The organism is Shewanella sp. GutDb-MelDb, from assembly GCF_002836075.1.
GTDB lineage: Bacteria > Pseudomonadota > Gammaproteobacteria > Enterobacterales > Shewanellaceae > Shewanella.
The window spans coordinates 1-18,401 of the sequence record NZ_PJBM01000232.1 but is presented as its reverse complement, the minus strand read 5'-3'; the positions used below and the strand labels follow the sequence as shown (position 1 = coordinate 18,401).

General features: G+C 42.3%; 18 protein-coding genes. 11 read left to right on the top strand and 7 right to left on the bottom strand.

Annotated features, from left to right (window positions below; genetic code table 11):
* Positions 1 to 40: 40 nt before the first annotated feature.
* The 5 genes from CXF82_RS13910 (at position 41) to CXF82_RS13890 (ending at position 5,063) form a co-directional block, all read left to right on the top strand.
* Complete coding sequence (locus CXF82_RS13910; protein WP_102044373.1) at positions 41 to 937, top strand: LysR family transcriptional regulator; 897 nt, start codon at positions 41 to 43, stop codon at positions 935 to 937.
* 502 nt (positions 938 to 1,439) lie between these two features.
* Entirely contained in the window at positions 1,440 to 2,219 is a 780-nt protein-coding gene (gene cysQ / locus CXF82_RS13905; RefSeq protein WP_257982793.1) for a 3'(2'),5'-bisphosphate nucleotidase CysQ, read from the top strand.
* 174 nt (positions 2,220 to 2,393) lie between these two features.
* A complete protein-coding gene (mak, locus tag CXF82_RS13900; protein WP_102044371.1) occupies positions 2,394 to 3,299 on the top strand; it encodes a fructokinase in 906 nt (301 codons plus the stop codon).
* 183 nt (positions 3,300 to 3,482) lie between these two features.
* Entirely contained in the window at positions 3,483 to 4,220 is a 738-nt protein-coding gene (locus CXF82_RS13895; RefSeq protein ID WP_102044370.1) for a YdcF family protein, read from the top strand.
* A 105-nt stretch (positions 4,221 to 4,325) separates the two neighbouring features.
* Positions 4,326 to 5,063: a DUF2982 domain-containing protein gene (locus tag CXF82_RS13890; RefSeq protein WP_102044369.1), complete on the top strand. Its 738-nt coding sequence runs from the start codon at positions 4,326 to 4,328 to the stop codon at positions 5,061 to 5,063.
* A gap of 108 nt (positions 5,064 to 5,171) precedes the next feature.
* On the opposite strand, the gene CXF82_RS13885 is transcribed toward CXF82_RS13890, so the two are convergent.
* The 4 genes from CXF82_RS13885 to galU form a co-directional block, all read right to left on the bottom strand.
* Positions 5,172 to 5,588 (bottom strand): bactofilin family protein, encoded by a 417-nt coding sequence (locus CXF82_RS13885; RefSeq protein ID WP_102038567.1) that lies wholly within the window; start codon positions 5,586 to 5,588, stop codon positions 5,172 to 5,174.
* Positions 5,589 to 5,773: 185 nt separating this feature from the next.
* Complete coding sequence (gene napF / locus CXF82_RS13880) at positions 5,774 to 6,250, bottom strand: ferredoxin-type protein NapF (protein WP_102044368.1); 477 nt, start codon at positions 6,248 to 6,250, stop codon at positions 5,774 to 5,776.
* A 63-nt stretch (positions 6,251 to 6,313) separates the two neighbouring features.
* The gene (gene galE, locus CXF82_RS13875; RefSeq protein ID WP_101089300.1) at positions 6,314 to 7,327 is read right to left on the bottom strand and encodes a UDP-glucose 4-epimerase GalE; all 1,014 of its coding nucleotides are present in this window, start codon (positions 7,325 to 7,327) and stop codon (positions 6,314 to 6,316) included.
* 50 nt (positions 7,328 to 7,377) lie between these two features.
* Entirely contained in the window at positions 7,378 to 8,283 is a 906-nt protein-coding gene (gene galU, locus CXF82_RS13870) for a UTP--glucose-1-phosphate uridylyltransferase GalU (protein WP_102044367.1), read from the bottom strand.
* A 456-nt stretch (positions 8,284 to 8,739) separates the two neighbouring features.
* On the opposite strand from galU, the gene phhA reads away from it, so the two are divergent.
* The 5 genes from phhA (at position 8,740) to maiA (ending at position 13,916) form a co-directional block, all read left to right on the top strand.
* On the top strand, positions 8,740 to 9,531 hold the full coding sequence (gene phhA, locus CXF82_RS13865; RefSeq protein WP_102044366.1) for a phenylalanine 4-monooxygenase: 792 nt from the start codon (positions 8,740 to 8,742) through the stop codon (positions 9,529 to 9,531).
* Positions 9,532 to 9,565: 34 nt separating this feature from the next.
* The gene (locus tag CXF82_RS13860) at positions 9,566 to 9,907 is read left to right on the top strand and encodes a 4a-hydroxytetrahydrobiopterin dehydratase (protein ID WP_101089298.1); all 342 of its coding nucleotides are present in this window, start codon (positions 9,566 to 9,568) and stop codon (positions 9,905 to 9,907) included.
* A 341-nt stretch (positions 9,908 to 10,248) separates the two neighbouring features.
* On the top strand, positions 10,249 to 11,793 hold the full coding sequence (gene tyrR, locus CXF82_RS13855) for a transcriptional regulator TyrR (RefSeq protein WP_101089297.1): 1,545 nt from the start codon (positions 10,249 to 10,251) through the stop codon (positions 11,791 to 11,793).
* A 262-nt stretch (positions 11,794 to 12,055) separates the two neighbouring features.
* The gene (locus CXF82_RS13850; protein WP_101089296.1) at positions 12,056 to 13,042 is read left to right on the top strand and encodes a fumarylacetoacetate hydrolase family protein; all 987 of its coding nucleotides are present in this window, start codon (positions 12,056 to 12,058) and stop codon (positions 13,040 to 13,042) included.
* 220 nt (positions 13,043 to 13,262) lie between these two features.
* Positions 13,263 to 13,916, top strand: a complete 654-nt coding sequence (gene maiA / locus CXF82_RS13845) for a maleylacetoacetate isomerase (protein WP_101089334.1) — start codon at positions 13,263 to 13,265, stop codon at positions 13,914 to 13,916.
* A 21-nt stretch (positions 13,917 to 13,937) separates the two neighbouring features.
* Here the strand turns inward: maiA and CXF82_RS13840 are convergent, their stop codons facing one another.
* Positions 13,938 to 14,819, bottom strand: a complete 882-nt coding sequence (locus CXF82_RS13840; RefSeq protein ID WP_101089295.1) for a LysR family transcriptional regulator — start codon at positions 14,817 to 14,819, stop codon at positions 13,938 to 13,940.
* A 182-nt stretch (positions 14,820 to 15,001) separates the two neighbouring features.
* Between CXF82_RS13840 and CXF82_RS13835 the strand changes: the two genes are divergently transcribed.
* Positions 15,002 to 16,228, top strand: a complete 1,227-nt coding sequence (locus CXF82_RS13835; protein WP_101089294.1) for an MFS transporter — start codon at positions 15,002 to 15,004, stop codon at positions 16,226 to 16,228.
* A 145-nt stretch (positions 16,229 to 16,373) separates the two neighbouring features.
* Here CXF82_RS13835 and CXF82_RS13830 read toward each other — a convergent pair whose 3' ends face one another.
* Both CXF82_RS13830 and CXF82_RS13825 read right to left on the bottom strand, forming a co-directional pair.
* Positions 16,374 to 17,612 carry an MFS transporter gene (locus CXF82_RS13830; protein WP_102044365.1) on the bottom strand — a complete coding sequence of 413 codons (1,239 nt, stop codon included), beginning with the start codon at positions 17,610 to 17,612 and terminating at the stop codon, positions 16,374 to 16,376.
* A 450-nt stretch (positions 17,613 to 18,062) separates the two neighbouring features.
* Positions 18,063 to 18,290 carry a hypothetical protein gene (locus tag CXF82_RS13825; RefSeq protein ID WP_101089292.1) on the bottom strand — a complete coding sequence of 76 codons (228 nt, stop codon included), beginning with the start codon at positions 18,288 to 18,290 and terminating at the stop codon, positions 18,063 to 18,065.
* Between the last annotated feature and the right edge of the window lie 111 nt (positions 18,291 to 18,401).

Sequence of the window (18,401 nt, the reverse complement as noted above, 5' to 3'; positions counted from 1 at the left end):
GTACAATGAAAATCAAGTAAAGTGTGTATGAGAAACAAGTATGGCTGATATCAGTAAGCTGGAAATAAAACAATTAAGGGTGTTAGCGGCACTATTACAATTACATAGCTTAACTAAGGCAGCGGTTAAGTTAGGGATCACCCAGCAAGCGGTGAGTGAACAACTGAAAAAACTCCGCGATATATTCCAAGATCGGTTATTCATTCGTAGCAGTCATGGTGTTGTTCCAACCCCAAAAGCGCAAGAGTTAGCCCCTAAAGTTCAACAGATATTAATGGCCATTGGTGAATTAACTGAAGTGGCTGAGTTTGACCCACAACGCTTAAATGGGGTCTATAAAATCAGTGCCTCAGATTATGCGATGCGCGCTGTTTTACCGTCTTTACTGGTGGAAATTAGACAGCAGGCCCCGCATTTAAAAATAATCATTCGTCGATTTGAATCTGATAATTTAAATCAGCTAATGGCCACAGGTGAGATTGATTTAGCATTAACCTTTCCAGCGTTTATTCCGATAACTTGCCCTTCAATGTTACTGTATGAAGAACGTCATGTTTGTGTTGCCGCTAAGGGCATTGCTGATAAGTATCAGGGGCTTAGTTTAAAAGAAATCGCTGCAGCGCCACAATTAGTTATTTCACCTTCACGCGCAAGCCTAAAGGGCTCCGCAGACGAATGGTTCGCTGCCAAGGGTTTCCAGCGTAATATAATTATGTCATTACCGAGTTTTTCAGCCGCGCCAGATTGCATCGAGGCAATGGGGATTTTGGCATTTTTACCATCACGTATGTTACCAAATGATAAATTAGCTGAAGTCGCATTACCTGAGCCATTACCCCATTTTGAGGTTGTGGCCGCATGGCATCAACGTTCAAGCCAAACTCAGACTCATCAATGGATCACCGGTTTACTGTGCGAGTTATATCCGCAAGAATAAATTTACTTTAGTGTAAAAGTAGATCGCAAATGAATGTCGTCCAAACTAGAGCCCAGTAAGACGTCAAACGCTAACCAATTATTTGATTTATCGCCCCCAAAAGCGAGGTCTCGATAATTCAGTTGTATGCTAACTTGCTGATTTTCAGGGTGGCAGCTCAATTTATGATGGCATTGAGTTACAAGTATCAAAAGCGGGTGGCAAAACGATGCTAAGTCCAACAGGCGAGTTTGCTATTAAGCTTGATGTGGCGATAAATGGCAGGTATCACGAAATGTAATTTGAATAAAGCGATTGAATACGAATGCAACATAGCGCTAACACTATTTTTGTTTATGAGACTGGCTTAGTATCTTTTAGACCGAGATTGAGCAATTGGTTATTAAATTTTGTTTTGTGTCGATGGCATAATGGTCGGCTGGGAATATTAAGCATAAGAGAGAGCACCTTGAGTCGGATTGAAACAGAAACGTCAGCAGAACAACGCAACCGTAAAACAGCCATTTTCAATCCCGTTTGGTTGGAATCAATAGTCGATATTGCTGTCGCTGCAGGTGATGCAATTATGACGGTTTATGCGACAGATGATTTTACTATTGATGTTAAATCGGATGATAGCCCTGTTACCGCCGCCGATCTAGCAAGTCATAACGTCATCGTTGCCGCACTTGCTAAGCTAACGCCGAATATTCCGGTTATGTCTGAAGAGTCAACTACCATTGCATGGGATGAAAGAAAGCAATGGCAGTCTTACTGGTTAATAGATCCATTGGATGGTACCAAAGAATTTATAAAACGAAATGGTGAGTTTACCGTTAACATCGCCTTTATTCATCAAGGGCGAGCGATAGCAGGTGTTGTTTATGCTCCTGTTTTAGATAAATGTTACTTTGGCAGTCATGATGGTGGTGCTTGGTTGAAACAAGCAGGCACACAACGACCACTGGTTAAAATAGACTTGGATAAGCAAGCCGTACCACGGGTTGTCGGCAGCCGCTCGCATATTAGTCCAGGTTTACAGACTTATTTGCAAGCACTTGGCGAGCATGAAATGAAGAGTGTGGGCAGTTCACTTAAGTTCTGTTTACTGGCTGAAGGCGAAGCTGATATATATCCACGATTAGGTCTGACGAGCGAGTGGGATACTGCAGCGGCCCAAGCCGTGTTAGAGAGTGCTGGTGGAAAAGTGCTGCAATATGGCAGTGAAACTGCACTGGATTACAACCAAAAGTCAGATATTTTGAATCCATATTTTATTGCTTATGCGCCGCACTGGGTCTAGGTAATATGATTTAAACATGAGTGTTTAAGTCATATGTTTGAGGGTTAGCTTTTAAGTATTAGAGTGTAAACAATAGCGTTCAATAAGATAGGCTTAAGGGCTTTGTGCACTAATGCATGTTGCCTCAATATCATCATTAGAATGATGATCACTACGATTATGAGAGAGGGTTAAATGTTACGGATTGGCGTCGATCTTGGTGGTACAAAAATTGAGTTGGTTGCATTGAACCACGAAGGCGAAGAGCTTTTTCGTAAACGTGTCCCTACGCCCAAAGAGTATGTGGCGACCTTAGATGCGATAGAAGCCTTGATTAATGAAGCCGAGTCTCAACTTAGCGAAACTGGCACTGTTGGTGTGGGGATCCCAGGTGTGGTATCACCTTATTCTGGTTTAGTAAAAAATGCCAATTCAACTTGGATCAATGGCCATCCACTGGATGCCGATTTAGGTCAACGCCTCGACCGAGAGGTGCGAGTTGCTAATGATGCTAATTGCTTTGCTGTGTCTGAAGCTATGGATGGCGCAGCAGCCGGTAAAGGTGTTGTTTTTGGCGTAATTATTGGTACTGGTTGCGGAGGAGGGCTTGCCATCAATGGTAAAGTTCATGGTGGCGGTAATGGCATTGGTGGCGAATGGGGGCATAATCCTCTGCCATGGATGAGTGCTGATGAGTTTAATTCGACCCTTTGTTTTTGTGGTAATCGAAACTGTATTGAAACCTTTATCTCTGGTACCGGATTTGTACGTGACTATAAGCAGGCGGGCGGCGATGCGACAAGCGGAATTGAAATCGCTGCAAGAGTTGAAACCGGAGAGGTACTTGCTAAAGAGGCATTTGAGCGGTACATCGATAGGTTAGCGCGTTCACTGGCCCATGTGATTAATATTTTAGACCCTGATGTGATAGTGCTTGGTGGTGGTGTCTCTAATATTGAAGCACTCTATCCATTGCTGCCAGATATGCTATCTAAATATGTGCTTGGCGGTGAATGTCGAACGCCTGTAGTGCAAAATATGTATGGCGGATCATCTGGCGTTCGTGGTGCAGCTTGGCTTTGGAGCAAGCACGAGATATAGAGCGCGCGATGTTTTACCGCCAAAGCTCACGACGAAGTCATATCGAATATATGGCTTTTTTATCTCTTACTACATGCTTTATGTTGCCTTTTTGAAGGTGACGGCCAAGAATAATCGCTAACCTTACCACTTGAGAAGCATGCTAAGCTTACAGTTCTGTTTAATCCTTTCTGGTTTTATCTCATGTTTTTGTTAAAGAAGATCGTTTCTCAGCTATTTATGCCAGTGCCCTTGGTGATCATCTTTATTGTCCTTAGTTTTGTTGTGATCCGTAATCGAAAGTTAGCAAAAAGCCTGTTAGCGATGGCGGGGGGGATATTAATTATTCTGTGCAGCAGTATGGGCAGCAACACACTATTAGCCCCGCTAGAAGATAAGTACCCTGTGAATAATGAGCCTATAGGTAAAGGTTGCTTAGTGATGGTGTTAGGCAGCGGTCATGACGAGGCTGACAATCATACTGCGGTGCAACAGTTATCAAATACTGCATTGGCCCGTTTGAGTGAAGGGATAAGACAACTCTCTTTAGGTGAAGACTGTAAGCTGGTGGTCAGCGGCTGGAGCGGAGGGACTAACAAAAGAGCCCATGCCGATGTTATGTTTGATGCTGCGGTAGAGCTTGGAGTCAACCCAAATTCTATTATTAAGTTTCCGCTAGCAAAAGACACCATAGAAGAAGCTCAGTATATGCAATGGGAAGTGGTGGATGCGCCTTTTCGCTTGGTGACCTCAGCAAGTCATATGCCGCGTTCTATGGCGATATTTGAACATGCTGGATTAAATGTAACAGCTGCGCCGACGGATTTCGCTCAACGAAAAACCTATTGGTGGTATTTTGATGCTGGAAGTTTGTTATCGTCACAGCGTGCTATCCACGAGTATCTCGGTTTACTTTGGTTTAAACTAAAGCGTGTAATTTGAGTCGCGATGTAATCCATAGTAAGGCTACTCATCTTAGCGTCGGGAGTGAATATTAAGGCCTGATATTTTGGCGAGATTGTTACTCGTCATCCCGACGAGCCACAGATGGCTCTAAAGTCATTTTATGTTAATCAACTTATAGTAGACACCACTTTGGAAGTATTGAATTTAGAACCGCTGCTCATTAAACCCGAGAATAAACGTAATGGATTTACGCTGACGTTTGCCGGTATCACAGGGCTTGCTATCGGGATAGGACTCTTTATTAACGGCAGCCATCTATTTGCACCTGGCATTGTATGTTTCGCTTTTGGTGCTATTTCAGCGGTGCTCGGTGTCTCTAAGATATTTGAGCCTGAAGTGACGGTAAGTATTGATCCCGATGGGATCCGCTACTTTCATCGCCGTGGTGAGGTTAAAATAGATTGGGATAATATTCAAAGATTTGATCAGCCAAGGGTGATTCAAGGCGTGGAGACACTCACTTTGCCCTATGTAGGGATAAAACTTAAATTAATAGGTCCAATCTTAGACTGCATCTCATTGCGCTTAGCTTCGGGGTTGCTGACCGAGCAAAGGCCGCTATTGATGACTGCGTCGGCGCAAGATGAAGATCTATCGACATTAGAAAACCAAATGAGTGAAGAGTTCACCCCTTTTATTGAAGACGATAGTCGTTATAAAGGCGTACTGGCTATGTTTGGCCATCGATGCCGTATATTGGGCAGTCATTTAGGTTTTCATCTTTATATCGCTACAGATGCTTTAGATAGGCCTGCGGACGAGTTTATGGCGCTAGTGCGCGAGTATCAAAGGTTGGCTTTGGTCAATAGAGCTAATTGAAGCGGATAAATATTCAATCTATAAAAGGATAGAGCTAAAACAACTAATAATATAAAAACTAAGTTTATAAAGCCTTGTTGTTTTATAAACTTAGTTCTTAGCTCATCATCAGCTAGTGGATAATTGTGCATCTTCAATTTGTGCTGGTTTAACGGCTTCTTGTTTGTCTACTGAAGAGGCGGGTAAGAAGGCTATTTCGTCACGAACACGCATTCCTATAAACTGGCCGCCTTCAAAAATCTCCATCGATTGACAAGCCACTTCACCGTCAACAACCCCAGTACTGGTTATATTGAGCTTATTGCAGTTTAATTTTCCACGAAAGGTGCCTGATACTCGCAGTTCTTGGCAATTCAATACGCCATCGATTAGGCCATCTTGTTCAATGGTGATGTTACTTGTGGATTGGATGTCACCATAAACTTCACCAGAGACTAATGCCTCGGCGCTGAATTCACTTTCTCCCGTCAGTTTGGTTCCTTGGGCAATATAAGTGAGCCCACCGCTTCTTTTTCTTTTAAACATAAATGCGTCGCTGTTAGTCAAGGTAGCTTGATGTTACCTTGAAAAAAAACATTTAAAAACCACTTATATTTGGCACTCGCTGTCATTATTTTGGCTCTACAGCATGGGAGAGGGCTAAGCTTTAGTGTTCATTGGAGAAAAGGATTTATGGCAAGGGATATTAGTATGAAAAATATTATTTTTAATCAGGGTTTTACCAATATAGCATCGGACGGACAAGGCGCAACGCAGGCACCGCAACCCGTGCAAGCATCAACATCGATGTTAGGTTGAGGCGCTTTACCTATCGCCATGGTAAAGCTAATAGCGCTTGCATCACAGGCATCTTTACAGCTTTGGCACCATATGCCTTGATAGGCCATGCAAGTGTCTTGTATTGAGGCGGTGACTTCCCAAGGCGCAGCGCTGGTGTCGGTAAATAAAGGTTCTGGGCAAACATCAACGCAGCGCTGACAGAAAGTACATTCATCAATGTTAAAATCGACTTCGGGAAAACCACCATCACCTTTGATGATGATGTTGGTTTCACACGCTTGAATACATTTATTGCAGCGGGTGCATTCATCGGTAAACTCGATGTCTTTTTTCACCCAAGGAAGATGAACGGCATCATTCTTTTTGCGATTAAAAAGACGACGTCGACTTTGATTGATACTGTTCATCCGCTGTACTCTTGGTTATGTCGATAGTGCGTAAATGCACAACTAACTAAACGTATTGTTTGCTTAGCTGCTATAGCCATTAGGGTTACTTGACTGCCAATGCCAACTACTTTGTGCCATATCATCAATATTATGCGTTGCCTGCCAATTAAGCTCCGTTAAGGCTTTTTGTGGATTAGCATAACAAGCGGCTATATCGCCTGCTCGTCTTGCAACCAATTGATATTTTATGACGGTGCCGCTGGCTTTTTCAAATGCTTTAACCATTTCTAACACACTATAGCCTTGACCTGTGCCGAGGTTATAAGTCACTAGACCCGGCTGGGTGCGGAGTTTATCAAGTGCTCTTAAATGACCAATAGCTAAGTCAACCACGTGGATGTAATCACGCACACCAGTGCCATCAACGGTATCGTAATCATTACCAAACACACTGAGTTGCTCTCGTTTTCCTACCGCGACTTGGGTAATGAACGGCATTAGGTTATTGGGAATATCATTTGGATCTTCACCAATCAAACCACTGTCGTGAGCGCCAACAGGATTAAAGTACCTTAGTAGGGCAATATTCCAACTAGGATCTGAGTAGTGTAGGTCAGTGAGTATATGTTCAACCATCAATTTCGATTGCCCATAAGGGTTAGTGGCACTGGTTGGGAAATCTTCCGTTATCGGCAAGGATGCTGGATCGCCATAAACCGTTGCGGAAGAGCTAAAGACTAAATTCTTGACGTTAAACTCGTGCATTACTTGGCATAAAACAATGGTGCCAGTAACGTTGTTTTCATAGTAACGAAGCGGTTGCTCTACAGATTCACCAACCGCTTTAAAGCCTGCAAAATGAATGACAGACTCAATTTCATGGTCGGTAAACACCTTTTGTAGAAAAGGTTTATTCAGAATGTCGCCTTGGCAAAAGGTTACCGATTTACCCGTGATTGTCTCGACGCGCTCTAATGCAGTGACACAAGAGTTACTTAGATTGTCGACGATCACTACATCGCTGCCGCTGTTAAGCAGTTCGACTACTGTATGCGTGCCGATATAACCAGCACCACCTGTTACCAAAATTGTCATCTTAATATCCTTTACTACTTTGTTTTTTTACTCATGAAGTGAAATAAGTATTAAAGACTTTTCACTATGTCTTTTAAATACTTGGCAAACTCTGGACCAATATCTTTATGGCGCAGTGCATGCTCTACGTTGGCTTTCATATAGCCCAACTTATTACCGCAGTCATGACTTTTACCTTGCATGTAATAGGCATTAACCGTTTGATTTTCCATTAGCATGGCAATCGCATCGGTTAATTGAATCTCGTCACCAGCACCCGCTGGAGTCTTTGCTAGGTACTTCCAAATGTTAGCTGGAAGGACGTAACGACCAACGACACCTAAATTAGACGGTGCGTCATCAACATCTGGTTTTTCAACTAATTGAGTAAGCGGAAGTGATTGACCTGGTTTTAACTCTTTGCCACCAATGTCTGCAATACCGTATTGATTGACTTGATCGTGTGGCACGCCTTCAACCATTATCTGGCCGACTTCGGTTTCGTCATATAATGCAACCATTTGTGCCAAATTGTCTTTGGCTAAATTACAGCTAGCATCATCGACAATAACGTCAGGCAATAACACTGCAAAAGGGGCATCACCAACAATAGTTTTAGCACAAAGAATGGCATGGCCTAAACCTTTTGCTTGCGCCTGACGCACACTGATAATGGCCACATCAGCAGGGCAGATTGATTGCACTTCTGCCAGTAACTGTCTTTTCACTCGACGCTCAAGGTGGGCTTCAAGCTCAAAACTGGTGTCGAAATGGTTTTCAACGGAATTCTTACTGGCGTGGGTGACCAGAACAATTTCTTTAATCCCCGCTGCGATAGCTTCTTTTACAACATATTGGATAAGGGGTTTATCCATAACGGGCAGCATCTCTTTAGGCATCGCTTTTGTTGCTGGTAACATCCGTGTACCAAGACCTGCGACGGGGATAACTGCTTTTAGAATCTTATGTTGTTTCATTATCTTCCTACTTTTACTATCAACGGATTAATGCTGTATCACTATTCTATACTGAATTAATATGATGTGTGCTTTGATTTTGGCGCTGCTGATTGATATTAATTAAATTTGACGCTTGTAAGGCGATATTTTCATCGTATATTGTTTAGCGAGTATTCAATGTCCTTAAGGCTCTTTGCTCAGTAATGTAAGGCTGTACAGGGTTAAAGCTCGCTTCTACACTTTTTAGTGAAGTATTTTATGGTTTGGCTTTATAAATCCAAGCAAGATGTAAACATAGGCGTACATTAAATACACTGTTAATAAAAGCATTAATCGGCGTGGATAGAGATATGTAATTTATTCGTTACATTAAGTCGGCCGTAACGAGTAAAGAATAAACTGTGATCTAGTTAACAAAAAACCGAGTTTGGTTAACTATGGAGGCAGGCAATAGTTACGAGTGTTTTTATCACCATGAGCAAACTAACGAAGTATATCGCTCACTTGCCTGATGCAAGTGGCCGTATCCAGTACCCACAAGACGAAGATGAGATCTGGCAAGAGCTTTATGCAAGACAGCTTGTCAATTTACCTGGCCGTGCATGCCAAGCTTACCTCGATGGACTTGAGCGCCTGGCATTACCAAGCGATAGGATCCCGCAGCTAAGTGAAATTGATGCTGTTCTACAAGAAACGACAGGATGGAAAACGGCGGCAGTACCGGCGCTTATCTCTTTTGGTAAGTTTTTTGAACTGCTAGCGAATAAGTCTTTTCCTGTAGCGACCTTTATTCGAAGTCGTGAAGAACTCGATTATTTGCAAGAGCCTGATATTTTTCATGAAGTATTCGGACATTGTCCATTACTGACCAACCCATCGTTTGCCCATTTTTCGCATCTTTATGGCCAATTAGGATTAGCAGCAAGCAGAGAGGAACGTGTTTTCTTAGCACGACTTTATTGGTTTACTGTTGAGTTTGGCATCATACGCGCAACTAATAATGACCTGAGCATTTATGGTGGCGGTATTATAAGCTCGCCTGGTGAAACACTCTTTGTGATGGGCAATGAGCCTGAAATTAGACCGTTCGATCTGGTCGATGTGATGCGAACCCCTTATCGTATCGATATTATGCAACCCATCTATTATGCAATAAACAGTATTAGTGATCTCGATGGTATCGCTGAAATGGATATTATGGGCGCAGTAAAGAAAGCCCAGCAGCTTGGATTATTTGCAGCAACGTATCCTGCTAAAGCGGGCTAAATACGATTTAAATTACAGAATTAAAGGAAAGATAATGACTGAATTAGCCCAAATGAAGTGTGAAGCCTGTCAAGCAGATGCGCCTAAAGTGAGTGATGCCGAGCTGGGTGAACTTGTACGTATGATCCCTGACTGGACTGTAGAAGTACGTGACGGCATTATGCAGCTTGAGCGTGTGTACAAGTTTAAGAATTTTAAGTTAGCAATGGCGTTCACCAATAAGCTCGCCGATCTTGCAGAGGCTGAATTTCATCACCCAGGCATTTTGACCGAGTGGGGAAAAGTGACGGTGACATGGTGGTCTCATTCAATTAAGGGGCTGCACAAGAACGATTTTATTATGGCTGCCAAAACAGATGGATTATTAGCTGACTAGTTTTATGCCGTGCCAGCGTTGCTGGCACGCTTCTTTTTTCTTTATGTTACAAATCTGCTGTAAACAAGCCTTGCCACAACCCTCATAACCTTTTAACGTATAGGCGAAATATGCTTAACAGTTATCTGTTCTTCTTATTGGATCAGAGCTTAGCGTCGCTTAATGCTGGTTACTAGCTTCTTATCAGTTTTATTAACTATTTGATTGTCTGCGATTCGTAGAAAGTGGGTCGGTGTTTGTCCATTGATGCTGCCACTAAATTAGCTTCAAAGGCCATTAAATAGTTAATGCAATTAGTTTTATCCCAATAACAATTATTTAGAAAAGGGAACTGCAATAGTATGCGCTTGGAAGTCAGCTGTTTGGACCGAGTCGGTCTAGCGAAAGATATATTATTGATAATGGAAGATTATGGGATCAACTTGTTTGCTATCGATGCTAGCAATCAGGGTTTTCTGTATCTGCAATTTGCTGAGGTTAGTTTTGATATGCTCAGTGAGTTACTGCCGCTCATCCGCAAAGTAGAAGGTGTACATGATGTACGAACCGTCTCCTTTATGCCTTCAGAACAAGAGCATTACGCGTTAAAAACCTTATTAAAGACGTTGCCTGATTCGGTATTTTCCCTCGATATAAAAGGGCGTATTCGTATTGTGAACGAATCGGCTTTGCATATTATCGGTATGGCTGAACATGAGGTCATCGAAGAATCTATTGGTCACTGGGTACAAGGCTTCAATTTTAGCCGTTGGTTGAGCGAATCAACCGTGCTGGCGCAAGCGACCCGGGTCAATATTGGTGAGAACGAATATCTGGCCGAAATGTTACCTATCTATTTACCGGACGGTAGTGAAAACCCGATTCTTGCTGGTGCTGTGGTGTCTTTAAAGTCACCGGCCCGTTTAGGTAAACAGTTTAATGCGTTGCAAAACCAAACAGCAGGTTTTGAAAATGTATTAGCCACAAGCGATAAGATGAAAGAGGTGCTTGTGCAGGCCCGTAGAATGGCTCAGTTAGACGCGCCATTATTGATCACCGGCGAAACAGGGACCGGTAAAGAGTTGATGTCACGAGCGTGTCATGACGCCAGTATGCGCCGTGATCAACCTTTTATTGCGATTAATTGCGCCGCTATGCCAGACAGCGCAGCCGAAGAAGAGTTATTTGGCTATGTGAGTAATGGCAGTGTGGTTAAACGCGGCTTTTTTGAAGAAGCCAAAGGCGGAACGGTCTTTTTAGACGAAATCGCTGAGATGTCTCGATCTGCACAAGTTAAGTTATTACGCTTTTTACAAGACGGTACATTTAGACGTGTTGGCGGCGATGAAGAGGTGCGTAGTGATGTTCGGATTATCTGTTCGACGCAAAAAAATCTAGCTGAACTTTGTCAAAGTGGTGAATTTAGAGAAGATCTTTACTACCGTATCCACGTATTAGGCTTTCATGTGCCATCTTTGCGCGAGAGAAAAGTTGACGTTATTCCACTGACAGAAATGTTTTTGGAGCATTATAGCCAGCAATTATCTATTCCAATTCGTCGTATTTCAGGTGCGTGCCGTGAACATCTGCTGGGTTATGCTTGGCCTGGCAATATACGTCAGCTTAAAAATGCCATCTTTAGGGCTGTGTCAATGTGGGATGGCAGTGCGGAATTGACGGTAGATCAGCTTAAATTACCATCATATGCTGAAGGTTTTGGCTATTTTGATCATCAATTCGAGGGCAGCCTTGAGCAAGCGATGAAGCAATTTGAAGCCAGTTTACTGCGTCGATTATATCCTGCTTACCCAAGTACACGCCAATTAGCTAAAAAGTTAGGAGTGTCTCACACTGCTATTGCGAATAAGTTGCGTGAATACAAAATAAGTAAGCAAAAAACCTTGTAACAACGGGTTGCCAGTCATTGCTTGCTTTAGCAGCGATAAATCATCAATAACCCCCATTACAGCCTATTTTATATAGGCTGTAATCATATGTTTACAAACTAGGGGCCATTCTACATAAATGTGATTTGGCTCACGCTATTCCACTATTGCCATAGTTAATGCATATTTCTATGCAAAGTAGATTTAGGTGTCAGCTTGATCCATTTAAAACAGCATGCAAAAGCTGGGATAATCAGCTAGCCACATTTTATTAGGAGTGAGTATGAAGTTAGCAAGTTATGATAATGGACGCCGTGACGGCCAGTTAATGTTAGTTAGCCGAGATCTAACTAAAGCGGTTGCAGTGCCCGCTATTGCTCATACTATGCAGCAGTTGCTAGATGCATGGGATCTACTTAACCCACAGTTGGTTGAGCTTTATGATGCATTGAACGAAGGTTTGATGGATAACGCAATCGCATTTGACGAAGCTAAGTGCCTATCACCGCTTCCAAGAGCTTATCAATGGGCCGATTGTAGTGCTTATGTAAACCATGTTGAATTGGTACGTAAGGCTCGTGGGGCTGAGATGCCAGCAACATTTTGGACAGATCCGTTAGTTTATCAAGGTGGCTCAGATTGTTTTATTGCACCTAAAGCCGACATCCTATTAGCGAGTGAAGAGTGGGGCATTGATTTTGAATCTGAAATTGCCGTGATCACCGATGATGTACCAATGGGAATTACAACAGAAAATGCAGCTAAGCACATTAAACTGTTAATGCTGGTTAACGATGTGTCCCTAAGAAACTTGATCCCAGGTGAATTAGCCAAAGGTTTTGGTTTCTTCCAAGCTAAGCCTTCAAGTAGTTTTTCACCTGTAGCGGTAACGCCGGATGAGCTAAACGACAAGTGGCAAGATAGTAAAGTACATCTGCCATTAATCACTCATCTGAATAATGAACTGTTTGGTCGTCCAAACGCGGGTGTCGACATGACGTTCAACTTCAGCCAATTGGTATCTCACGTGGCTAAGAGTCGTCCTTTAGGGGCTGGTGCCATTATTGGTTCTGGAACGATTTCTAACTATGACCGCAGTGCCGGCTCAAGCTGTCTTGCTGAGACTCGTATGCTTGAAACCATTGCAGAAGGTAAGCCATCGACGCCATTTATGCGCTTTGGCGACCGTGTTCGTATTGAAATGCTTGATGAAAATGAGCATTCAATATTTGGCACAATTGACCAGCAGGTTGTTGAGTATAAAGCTTGATTTTTAGCCTAAGTCATTGATGTACTTAGCAACATGAAGAGTTAATTCGTAAAGAGTTAGCTCTTTTTTATTTTTAGGCTGTTGGGTTTAGATAATACCAATGGCATTAAATAAGTCGTTAATACAGAAGCGCTCAGGCTTCAACTCAATACGTATTGATGAGATATTGGTTGCTCGCTTGTAAGTCAGTGCAATTGATATAATGGGGAATTTAACAATGATGAAATTATATGGATACTGGCGTTCAAGCGCTGCTTACCGTGTGCGTATCGCGCTTAATTGCAAAGGACTAACTGCTGAGCAAATTTCTGTTCATCTAGTCAAAAATGGTGGTGAGCAACATCAGTCTCAATACACTGCCTTGAATGCACAGGAGTTGGTGCCTACATTGGTGACAACAGATGAAGATGGCCAAGAGTGGGTGTTAACGCAGTCACTTGCGATAATCGAGTACCTTGAAGATAAGTATAGCAATAGTCCACTTTTACCTATCGGTGCTTTTGACAAAGCCATTGTAAGAGCGATGGCGCTGACGGTAGCGTGTGAAATTCATCCTTTGAATAACTTAAAAGTATTGCAGTATTTGGCCGCAGAATTAGAGACTAGCGATAGCGCAAAAACGGCGTGGTATCACAGCTGGGTAAATCAGGGGTTTGCTGCATTAGAACAGCAATTGGCACAATATAGTGGTGATTTCTGTTTTGGCGATAACATCACGTTAGCTGACCTATGTCTGGTGCCGCAAGTTTATAACGCAGAGCGATTTAACGTTGATATGACGTTATTTCCTAATATTGTACGGGTTAATGCACATTGCTTAGCTCAACAAGTTTTTATTGATGCGATTCCCGAGAATCAACACGACGCGGTATAGGCTAATGTTTAGCGGCCATTTCTAGCGGTTTTGCATTAAGAATTCGACAAACGCCCGATCGGCTTTACTGATTGGGCGTTGTTTTTTCCAAGCTATATGTAGGTCTAAATACACTGGCGGTTCAAAAGGCTTTGCCAATATATTATCATGCGGTTCAATCACCATCTCTAAAACACTGGTAATCCCATACTCTTGGGCAACCACTTGTTTGATAAGATTGATAAGATTAGTTTCAAACGCAATACTGGCATTGAGGCCCAATAGCTCAGCCTGTGCAAGCATCCATTCTCGATGAAAGTATCCCTGTTTAAATAGGACTAAATCGTGTTGAAAAAACTGTTCAAGGGGCACGGAAGCTTGATCGGCTAACGGATGATGTTTACCTACGGCAACGACCATCTGTTCTTGCAGTAAAAGATGACTTTCAAAGTTTTCGTTCAAATCGTTGGCGGTAATGATGGCGATATCGACATCTTCTCGTAGCAGCATTTTTAACGTGTCACGAGTACCACCTTCAAATAATGATAACTTCAAGTCCGGATGTTGATGCCTAAAAGCCATTAACCGACTTGGCAGATAGAAAGAGCCTAGCATACCAGGAACGGCTACTCTGACCTCGCCTTTGGTTAAGTTCGCCATTGCTTTGATATGGGCTTCTGCTTGCGCCATATTTTTAATAATAAGCGTTGCGTGTTGATGTAGTGCACGTCCCTCTGCCGTTAAAGAAAGCGTCTTACTGCGTTTGTGGGCGCCTCTGTCTACTAAGGTGACTCCGAGTGAGTCTTCTAACCTTTTTATGCTCTGGCTCAGTGCTGGTTGCGCTATGTTTAATTGTTGCGCGGCTTTAGTAAAGCTTCCTGAGGTTATCAATGCATCAAGATGTTTTAACTGTTTTATATCCATAGCAAACCCACTTAAGGCGGAACGACGAAATGTTTTGTTCTCGAGTGCTTATACTGCCAATTTTGAAGTTAACTTTCCATAACAAAAATCAATGAATAGAGCTGTTTTTAGTTATTATCGTTATGTAACTAGCATTGCTATGATCATCGGACTGAGACAACGTTGTGAAGAGTCATATTATTATGAGCAATACTGCTGTGCAGGTTAACGATAAGCGCGAACTACAATTAATTGGCGGTTTATCTATTGCTTCGATTGTTATTTTTATCAATTTGTATCTTGTTCAGGGAATGCTACCGCTTATTGCCGAGTCATTTTCGGTGTCAAAAACACATGCGACTTTATTGTTATCGGTGACAAGCTTCACGATGGCATTTTCGTTGCTACTGTTTGCAGTTCTGTCAGATCGTATCGGCCGTAAACGCCCGATCATTATTAGCCTTTATCTGCTCGTTATTGTGGATATAATTGCAATATTTATTGGTGATTTCAGTCAACTTGTTGCATTGCGAATGGTACAAGGGGTTTTACTCGCTTCAGTGCCCGCGATGGCAATGGCTTATTTTAAAGATGAGCTTGGTGGCAATGTGCTGTTAAAAGCGGGGGCCATTTATATTGCAGCGAACAGTGTTGGTGGTATAACTGGTAGGTTGCTTGGCGGTATGATGTCTGAATATTTGCAATGGCATGAGGCAATGGCGCTGTTGGCTGCTTTATCGCTCATTGGCACGATACTCGCTGCAACGATGTTACCTGACAGTCAGTTTGTTAAGCCTAAGCTTGGACTTGGAAAATTGGCTGTGCAATCAGATTTAAAAGGATTTTATCATCATCTAGCTAACCCAAAGTTGAGATTGATTTATCTTGTAGGTGGCGTCGCATTCATGGTGATGGTCAATCAGTTTAGCTATATACAACTGCATTTAATGGCGAGCCCCTTCATGCAGGGACCTTTTGAGGTAACCTTGATCTTCCTTTGTTATTCAAGCGGTACATATGCATCGTATCGTAGTGCCAAATGGATTAGTAAACTGGGCATTAAGCGTGTATTTAGTTTGTCAGTTCTCGCGTTAATGCTAGGGACACTATTTACCCTTTTTGATAGTGTGATTACCATCTACATAGGGTTTCTGGTCTCCTCATTTGGTTTTTTTCTTATTCACAGCAGTTGTAATGCTTGGGTTGCGTTTATCGCTAAGCAACATCGTGCAAAAGCCACAGCGCTGTACTTATGCAGTTACTATCTAGGCGCTGCCATTGGCGGACCTTATTTGTTACCTTTTTGGCAACATTGGGGTTGGCAAGGTGTTGTATTCGGTTCAATGATTTGCTTGAGTGTACTGGCTGTACTCGTCAATAAGTTAATATCGCCTGCGAATGCAAAAAGCCCAGTGTCATTTACTGCTTAACATATATTAATTAATACCGGGGTTTATGCTGAGCTGTTTTTAAAGCCCATCTTTATGGATTGGGACAATGTGAAATACCCAGCGACTAAAGTGCACTGGGTTACTCGGTACCATTCGATAAATAGCCCATTGCTGCTTAACTTATCTAAGCTGGTGCACTCGAGGGGTGTGGCCATATTTTTGCCCGGTAATGGCCATGAAAGAACACCGCAGCTGCAAAAAATGTGACTAAAGCCCCACTGAGTAAAGCCCATTTCACATCAAGTATACTCAATATACTGCCAAGTCCCGCAGCGAGTAGGTTACCTAAGCAGAATATAGTCACCAACATTCCCATCAGTTGTCCCTGTGCGTTGTTGTGGTATGAATTCGATAAGTACACTGGCAGGAAACCGTTATAAATGGCTATTCCTGCGCCCATTAGTGCGAAACAAATTAAATATAGCTGGCTGGTGAGAAAGGGAAGCGCGGTAAGGGCAGAGCCAAAGATAATGACTCCCATTAAGCCTGCTCTAGCATGTGACATTGTTTGCTGAATTTTTGGGTTAATCCAAATGCTGGTAAAAATCATACATGCCGTTAAGAATACGGTAGCCCAACTAATATCTACGGGGGTGTAGCTGAATTGCCTGACTAAAAATAGGGGGTAGAATTCGTAGTAGAGATTGACTCCCATAGTTAACAATAAGTACAGCATAAAAAAACGGCGTAAATCAACTTGGCGCAGCAGTACAAGGCTTGAAGCATTGCTTGGTGCATTGGTCGTTTCGTTTAGGCTTGATGGCATGAGGAAGTGACTTAATCCTGCGCATAAGAAACATGCAATAGCCGCGACAATAAATACCGTTTCAATCCCCGAATAAATTAAATAGCCACCCATAAGAGGACCTAATAAATACCCACCGTAGCCCATTGCACTAATGAGAGAAAAGCTGCGAGTTTTATCGATGATAGGGTGAAGGTCCGCTGCGATTGCACGGGCAATCGAAATATTGCCTTCGCACACTCCGGTCATTAGCCTTGCGATACAAAATAGCGCAAAGTTACCAGAGAGTGCAGCGAAAGCGGTTGCACTATAGCCAATACCACTGCCCACTAAGGTGAGAGTTAATAAGCGACGCCTACCGTAACTATCAGATAAAGCGCCAATAAAAGAACTACCTATAATAATGCCTAAGGGGTAGACACCTAATACGATGCCTAACAACAGCTCTTTAGGTAGACCTTGAAACTGAGTTAATGCACTTTCACCTTGTTCGAAAAGCGGCGCTAAGATGGGGTAGGGAAGGGCAATACCAGCAACACTGATAAGCGTCACTATTAAAGTGATCATCAGTATTTTTTTTGCTTCAGCTTGAGTCGTGCGAGTAGACATCTTTTTCATATTTAGCTTTATCTGGTAATGATATAGCTAAATATTACATGTACAGTAAGTTAAGTAAATAAAAATGTTTACTTAATGCAATTGGTATTAATTATCGTGCTGGATAAAAGATGTCATCTTTGATGGCAAGTTAACCCCTAATAGGTCAAATGCTATCAACAATTAGCGTCCTGAGTTCAAGTGAATACAACTAATTTTAAGTGATGCTTTTTAGATATGCTGAGGTCATTTTATGAAGTGAGATAATGAGGTTTTCTGACAAAGTGACTTTTTTATGCTTGTTGGCGTAAGCCTTTGAGCATTTATCGCGGTTTAATATCTTGTCGATATGGTTCATTTATGCCTTCTGCAATATCGACGCTACTACATCGAAGTAGACAGCAGATGATTGAAGCAAATAGCGATTATATGTCAAATATATCTAGCAGAGCTAAATGGTATTGATGAGTATTATTTAGTCGGATTTATCTGGTGCATCACAGTGTCGCTAGGAAGCAACTCAAGGTGACCTTGCTCGTCGAAATACCAACCCGTAATGAAACCCTTTTGACGCATTCTGACTAAGTTTTGCATGACTTCTTTTGCTTCTACAAGCGCAGTTTGTTGATCGTATTGATACGTGAGCTTTAAGTAGGCGGCAATACTCGAAAGTGAAGCCGATTGACTAACGTCAGCCATGAGATTCATCCAAAAATAGAACATACTAAAGGATAGTTGAAATTGGGAAGTACTGAAGAAAAATAGATAAAGAAATGGTGTGTAACATCGAATCTAGAGGGGAAATATGGT